This is a genomic window from Sphingomonas bacterium (assembly GCF_903643035.1).
Classification (GTDB): Bacteria; Pseudomonadota; Alphaproteobacteria; order Sphingomonadales; family Sphingomonadaceae; genus Sphingomonas.
The window spans coordinates 1-4,660 of the sequence record NZ_CAHJWW010000216.1 but is presented as its reverse complement, the minus strand read 5'-3'; the positions used below and the strand labels follow the sequence as shown (position 1 = coordinate 4,660).

Here is a 4,660-nt window from a genome sequence, read left to right as displayed (position 1 = left end):
GCCGGCCGCGTGCCCGGCGCGAGCACCAGCAACAGCAGCGCGAGCGCGAACAGGCTGGGCATCACCGCCGCCAGCAGCCAGCCGGCATGCGGCGCCGCGTCCTCGCGCCCGCCTTCCCCGTTCGACGCGAACGCCCACCAGGTGCCGCCGAGGAACGAGAAGATCAGCGCGCCATAGAACATCAGCAGCACCCAGGCGAACTGCTGCGGCGATCCCGCCGGCAGCACGAACAGCCCGGTCGCCGCGGCGACCGGTGGCAACAGCCCCGCGCCGCCGAACGCGGCGACGGCACGGGGAACGCGGGAGCGGGAGCGGGAAGCCATGGCAAGGCCCGTAGCGGCTCGCGACCGGCCCGTCATGCCCGCCGGGGTGGCGCGTGGCGGCCATCTCGCGTAAGGCGTCGGGGACCGAACGGAGACCCGCCGTGAGCACTCAACCCGCCCCCTCGCCCGCCCCATCGAACGACCTTCAGCCCGCCGGCTTCTTCACCGGGGGGCTGGCCGACGCCGATCCGGCGGTGTCCGCGGCGATCGCGCACGAGCTGTCCCGCGAGCAGACGCAGATCGAGCTGATCGCCAGCGAGAACATCGTGTCGCGCGCGGTGCTGGAGGCGCAGGGCAGCGTCTTCACCAACAAGTACGCGGAAGGTTATCCGGGCAAACGCTACTACCAGGGCTGCGCGCCGTCCGACGAAGTGGAGACGCTGGCGATCGATCGGGCGAAGCGGCTGTTCGGCTGCGGCTTCGTCAACGTCCAGCCGCATTCGGGGGCGCAGGCCAACGGCGCGGTGATGCTCGCGCTGGTGAAGCCGGGCGACACGATCCTGGGCATGAGCCTCGATTCGGGCGGGCATCTGACCCACGGCGCCAAGGCCTCGATGAGCGGCAAGTGGTTCGATGCGGTGCAATACGGCGTCGACCGGACCACGCATCTGATCGACTATGACGAGGTGGAGCGGCTGGCCGTCGAGCGTCGGCCAAGGCTCATCATCGCCGGTGGATCGGCCTATCCGCGCCGCATCGATTTCGCTCGCTTCCGCGCGATCGCCGACAAGGTGGGCGCGTATTTCATGGTCGACATGGCGCATTTCGCCGGCATCGTCGCAGCCGGGCTGCACCCCGCGCCCTTCGACCACGCGCATGTCGTGACGACCACCACGCACAAGACGCTGCGCGGACCGCGCGGCGGCATGGTGATGACGAACGACGAGGCGATCGCCAGGAAGATCAACTCCGCGGTGTTCCCGGGGCTGCAGGGCGGGCCGCTGATGCACGTCATCGCCGCCAAGGCGGTGGCGTTCGGCGAGGCGCTGCGTCCCGACTACAAGGGCTATGTCGCCGCGGTCGTCGAGAATGCCAAGGTGCTGGCCGCGACGTTGAAGGAGCGCGGGTCCGATCTCGTGACCGGCGGCACCGACACGCACCTGGCGCTCGTCGACCTGACCCCGCTCGGCGTCACCGGCCGCGACGCGGACGAGGCGCTGGAGCGGGCGGGGATCACCTGCAACAAGAACGGCATCCCGTTCGATCCGCTGCCGCCGGTGACGACCAGCGGCATCCGCGTCGGCACCCCTGCGGGCACGACGCGCGGTTTCGGCGTGGCCGAGTTCCGCGCGATCGGCCATATGGTCGCCGACGTGCTGGACGGGCTGGCGAACGCGGGCGGGCGCAATGATGCCGGGGGCGGGGACCCCGCGGTCGAGGCGGACGTTCGGACACGGGTGCGCGAACTGTGCGCGCGCTTCCCGATCTATGAAAGGTAAGTCCATGTCCAAGCTCGACGACGTCCGCGCCCGCATCAACGGCAATCCCTCGCTGGGCAAGAAGATGGCCAAATACGGCGCGATCGGTGCGATCGTCGCCATCCCGCTGCCCTTCATCGGCCCGGTGATCGGCGCCACCCTGGGCGCGGGCATCGCCTATCTGCGGCGCGACAAGGCGTAACGAAGCCTGACGTCCCGGCATGCGCTGCCCGTTCTGCGCCCATGAGGACAGCCAGGTGAAGGACAGCCGCCCCACGGACGATGGGGCGGCGATCCGGCGGCGGCGGCAGTGCGAGGGGTGCGCGGCGCGCTTTACCACCTTTGAGCGGATCCAGCTGCGCGAGCTGGTCGTCGTCAAGAGCGTGGCGGAGGGCGCTGGCCAGCGGCGGGAGCCGTTCGACCGCGAGAAGCTGCTCCGCTCGATCTCGATCGCCGCGCGCAAGCGGCCGATCGACACCGGCCGGCTGGAAAAGCTGGTGTCGGGCATCCAGCGCCGGCTGGAGACGACCGGCGACAGCGAGGTGACGGCCAAGCGGATCGGCGAGCTGGTGATGGACGGGCTGCGCGCGCTCGACCCGGTCGCGTATATCCGGTTCGCCAGCGTGTATCGCGACTTCACCGAGGCGCGCGACTTCGAGGAGTTCGCCGGGCATGTCGGCGAAGCGGCGGAAGGTGCCTGAAGGTGCCAGAACCGATCTCCCCCATCGCCCCGCCTACCGTCGCCCTGCCTCCCGTCGCCCCGCCTTTCATCGCCCCGCCTCTCCTCGCCCCGCCTCCCGTCATCGTCCTGGTCCGTCCGCAGCTCGGCGAGAACATCGGCAAGGCCGCGCGCGCGATGCTGAACTTCGGGCTGGCCGAGATGCGGCTGGTGAGCCCGCGCGACGGCTGGCCCAACCCCGCCGCCGGCCCCGCCGCGTCGGGGGCCGATCGTGTGCTGGCCGAGGCGCGGGTGTTCGACAGCGTCGCCGGCGCGGTGGCGGACTGCGCGCATGTCTATGCCACCACCGTTCGGAAACGCGGCGTCACCAAGCCGGTCGTGACGCCCGAGGCCGCGGCGCACGACATCCACGGCGCGACGGGGCGCTCGGCCATCCTGTTCGGGCCGGAGCGATCGGGGCTGGAGACCGACGACGTCGCGCTCGCTCGCACGATCGTCACCGTGCCGATCAATCCCGCGTTCGGCAGCCTGAACCTTGCGCAGGCGGTGATCCTGATCGCCTATGAATGGTCCAAGCGGCTGTCCGGCTCCGCCGAGGGCGCGCAGGCGCTCGCCCAGCCGCCCCGGACGCAGGCGCCGCCGCCCGCGCTCCAGGAGGAGCTGGAGGGCATGATCGCCCAGCTCGACGCGATGCTGGTCGCCGCGCATTTCTTCTACCCGCCCGACCGCACCACGGTCACCCGCCGGACGCTGCGCACGCTGCTGACCAAGCCGGGCTGGTCGGGGCAGGAGGTCCGGACGCTGCGCGGCGTACTGTCGGCGCTGGCCGGCTCCAAACGGGCGAAGGGGCAGGATACGGGTTGATCCCGGCGGCGGCCTTGTCCTAGCCTGCCGGGTGCAGGCCATTTCCGGCCGCGGACGGGAGCAATCGATGACCATGACCTCGCGCGGGCTCGCCCCGACCCTCGCCGCCCCGACCCTCGCCGCCCTGGTTGCGCTGGGCATGGCCGGTCCCGCCGTGGCGAAGGACAAAAAGCCGGTCGACCCCGACAAGAAGGTATGCCGGTCCGAGGTCGCGACCGGCAGCCGGTTCGCGAAGACCACCTGTCACACGCTCGCCGAATGGGCGCAGATCGACGGCACCAACGGCGGCGACGCGCGGACGATGCTCGACCGCGCCACCCGCAGCGGCATGGCGGGGATGGCGGGCGGCGGGGGCTAAGGCGCCATGATCCAGCCGTCAGCATCGTCACGGTCCGACCGGCCGGTCGCGCCGCCGTTGACGCGCGGACGCGCTTCTGTCATGCGCCGCCCCTTCGCGAACGGCTCCGCACTCCGGTGAAGCGGCGGCCCTGCCCTCCCTCCGGGAGACGCAGGCGATGACCGGATACGATCCGCGTCCGTTCGGGGCGCTGGTCGGTCATTGGCACTTGCAAGGAATATCCCATGTCGAAGCGCGCCAGCGCCAAGTACAAGCTCGACCGCCGGATGGGCGAGAACATCTGGGGTCGGCCCAAGAGCCCGGTCAACAAGCGCGAGTACGGCCCCGGCCAGCACGGCCAGCGCCGCAAGGGCAAGATCAGCGATTTCGGCATCCAGCTGCGCGCCAAGCAGAAGCTGAAGGGCTATTACGGCGACGTGACCGAAAAGCAGTTCAAGCAATGCTATCAGGAGGCCGCCCGGATGAAGGGCGACACCTCGCAGAACCTGATCGGCCTGCTGGAGCAGCGGCTGGACATGATCGTGTACCGCGCCAAGTTCGCGCCGACCGTGTTCGCCGCGCGCCAGCTCGTCAGCCACGGCCACGTCCGCGTCAACGGCGTGAAGTGCAACGTCGCCTCGCGCCGCGTCTTCGCGGGGCAGGAGATCACGCTGGGCAGCAAGGCGCAGGAGATGGCGCTGGTGATGGAGGCGCAGGCGCTCGCCGAGCGCGAAATCCCCGATTATGTCGCGCCCGACGGCACAGCCAAGATCACCTTCACCCGCGTGCCGACGCTGGACGAGGTGCCGTATCCGGTGAAGATGGAGCCCAACCTCGTGGTCGAGTTCTACTCGCGCTGACGCGCGCGAGAGTCAGCCACCGGCTTGGGCAGGGCGGCCTCCCCGCAAGGGCCGCCCCTTCGCCCCACCGGACCTATCCCACCAGCGCCCGGTCCCGCAGCCCGCGCCAGACGCGCAGGGCCTGCGCCGTCTCGGCCACGTCATGCACGCGGGCCAGCTGCACGCCGGCCTGCGCGCCC

Annotated in this window: 7 protein-coding genes; 6 read left to right on the top strand and 1 reads right to left on the bottom strand. The window is 70.8% G+C overall.

Annotated elements, in window-relative coordinates:
- Nucleotides 1-323: DUF3429 domain-containing protein (locus HUV01_RS12230; RefSeq protein ID WP_174298519.1), on the bottom strand; the 323-nt coding region annotated here is incomplete at its 3' end.
- Nucleotides 324-424: 101 nt separating this feature from the next.
- On the opposite strand from HUV01_RS12230, the gene glyA reads away from it, so the two are divergent.
- The 6 genes from glyA (at nt 425) to rpsD (ending at nt 4,481) form a co-directional block, all read left to right on the top strand.
- The gene (glyA, locus tag HUV01_RS12225; protein ID WP_302480054.1) at nt 425-1,762 is read left to right on the top strand and encodes a serine hydroxymethyltransferase; all 1,338 of its coding nucleotides are present in this window, start codon (nt 425-427) and stop codon (nt 1,760-1,762) included.
- A gap of 4 nt (nt 1,763-1,766) precedes the next feature.
- Entirely contained in the window at nt 1,767-1,943 is a 177-nt protein-coding gene (locus HUV01_RS12220; RefSeq protein WP_174298518.1) for a hypothetical protein, read from the top strand.
- 19 nt (nt 1,944-1,962) lie between these two features.
- Nucleotides 1,963-2,442, top strand: a complete 480-nt coding sequence (nrdR, locus tag HUV01_RS12215; RefSeq protein ID WP_174298517.1) for a transcriptional regulator NrdR — start codon at nt 1,963-1,965, stop codon at nt 2,440-2,442.
- A 68-nt stretch (nt 2,443-2,510) separates the two neighbouring features.
- Nucleotides 2,511-3,284, top strand: coding sequence for an RNA methyltransferase (locus HUV01_RS12210; RefSeq protein ID WP_174298520.1), 774 nt, complete (start codon nt 2,511-2,513; stop codon nt 3,282-3,284).
- Between the two features lie 67 nt (nt 3,285-3,351).
- On the top strand, nt 3,352-3,642 hold the full coding sequence (locus HUV01_RS12205; protein WP_174298516.1) for a hypothetical protein: 291 nt from the start codon (nt 3,352-3,354) through the stop codon (nt 3,640-3,642).
- 224 nt (nt 3,643-3,866) lie between these two features.
- Complete coding sequence (gene rpsD / locus HUV01_RS12200; protein ID WP_174298515.1) at nt 3,867-4,481, top strand: 30S ribosomal protein S4; 615 nt, start codon at nt 3,867-3,869, stop codon at nt 4,479-4,481.
- Nucleotides 4,482-4,660 lie beyond the last annotated feature (179 nt).

What these genes read in the sequence shown, in the direction of transcription:
- HUV01_RS12220 (WP_174298518.1), top strand. Translation starts at nt 1,767, where the DNA reads ATGTCCAAGCTCGACGACGTCCGCGCCCGCATCAACGGCAATCCCTCG.
- HUV01_RS12205 (WP_174298516.1), top strand. Translation starts at nt 3,352, where the DNA reads ATGACCATGACCTCGCGCGGGCTCGCCCCGACCCTCGCCGCCCCGACC.
- rpsD (WP_174298515.1), top strand. Translation starts at nt 3,867, where the DNA reads ATGTCGAAGCGCGCCAGCGCCAAGTACAAGCTCGACCGCCGGATGGGC.
- nrdR (WP_174298517.1), top strand. Translation starts at nt 1,963, where the DNA reads ATGCGCTGCCCGTTCTGCGCCCATGAGGACAGCCAGGTGAAGGACAGC.